The sequence below is a fragment of the Curtobacterium sp. NPDC090223 genome, assembly GCF_044746585.1.
Classification (GTDB): Bacteria; Actinomycetota; Actinomycetes; order Actinomycetales; family Microbacteriaceae; genus Curtobacterium.
In genome coordinates this window covers 1,778-3,136 of sequence record NZ_JBIVCN010000012.1, presented here as the reverse complement: position 1 = coordinate 3,136, position 1,359 = coordinate 1,778, and the positions used below count along the sequence as shown (strand labels likewise).

The 1,359-nt window shown below is 55.6% G+C and carries 1 rRNA gene (running past both ends of the window); it reads right to left on the bottom strand.

Annotated features, from left to right (window positions below):
* Positions 1 to 1,359: ribosomal RNA gene (locus ACIPJY_RS18040) — 23S ribosomal RNA — on the bottom strand (it extends past both window edges: 1,460 nt to the left, 210 nt to the right).

The following is a 1,359-nucleotide window of genomic DNA, read 5'->3' as shown; positions in this document are numbered from 1 at the left end:
GCGTACAGACGACGGATTTGCCTATCGTCAGCCCTACATCCTTACACCAGGTTCACCTTACGGATACCATCGCCTGGCTCAGCTACCTTCCTGCGTCACACCTGTTCATACGCTAACCGCACCAGCATGGGGTCGAGCGTTAGACCGGCCACCATCACCCCGAAGGGATCCGGTTGATCCGGGTTAGGACTCTTAGCACCACTGGATTAGCTTGGGCGGTTGTTCGCCGGTACGGGAATATCAACCCGTTGTCCATCGACTACGCCTGTCGGCCTCGCCTTAGGTCCCGACTTACCCAGGGCGGATTAACCTGGCCCTGGAACCCTTGGTCTTTCGGAGGACGGGTTTCTCACCCGTCTTTCGCTACTCATGCCTGCATTCTCACTCGTGTAGCGTCCACGGCTGGATCACTCCGCCGCTTCACTCGCCACACGACGCTCTCCTACCACTCCGCACGACTGAACCACGAAGGCTTGTCTGATGTGCGAAATCTACAACTTCGGCGGTGTGCTTGAGCCCCGTTACATTGTCGGCGCGGAATCACTTGACCAGTGAGCTATTACGCACTCTTTCAAGGGTGGCTGCTTCTAAGCCAACCTCCTGGTTGTCTATGCAACTCCACATCCTTTCCCACTTAGCACACGCTTAGGGGCCTTAGTTGGTAGTCTGGGTTGTTTCCCTCTCGACGATGAAGCTTATCCCCCACCGTCTCACTGCTGCGCTCTCACTCACCGGCATTCGGAGTTTGGCTGACGTCAGTAACCTGTTGAGGCCCATCGGCCATCCAGTAGCTCTACCTCCGGCGAGAAACACGCAACGCTGCACCTAAATGCATTTCGGAGAGAACCAGCTATCACGAAGTTTGATTGGCCTTTCACCCCTATCCACAGCTCATCCCCTCCATTTTCAACTGAAGTGGGTTCGGTCCTCCACGACGTCTTACCGTCGCTTCAACCTGGCCATGGATAGATCACTTCGCTTCGGGTCTAGGACATGCGACTGAATCGCCCTATTCAGACTCGCTTTCGCTACGGCTGCCCCACACGGGTTAACCTCGCCACATATCACTAACTCGCAGGCTCATTCTTCAAAAGGCACGCCGTCACACCAACAAGGGTGCTCCGACGGTTTGTAAGCAAACGGTTTCAGGTACTATTTCACTCCCCTCCCGGGGTACTTTTCACCTTTCCCTCACGGTACTTGTCCGCTATCGGTCATCTGGGAGTATTTAGGCTTATCAGGTGGTCCTGACAGATTCACACGGGATTTCTCGGGCCCCGTGCTACTTGGGATACACATCCGGCCATAACACCATTTCGTCTACGGGGCTGGCACCCACTACGGCCCGGCTTTCAAACC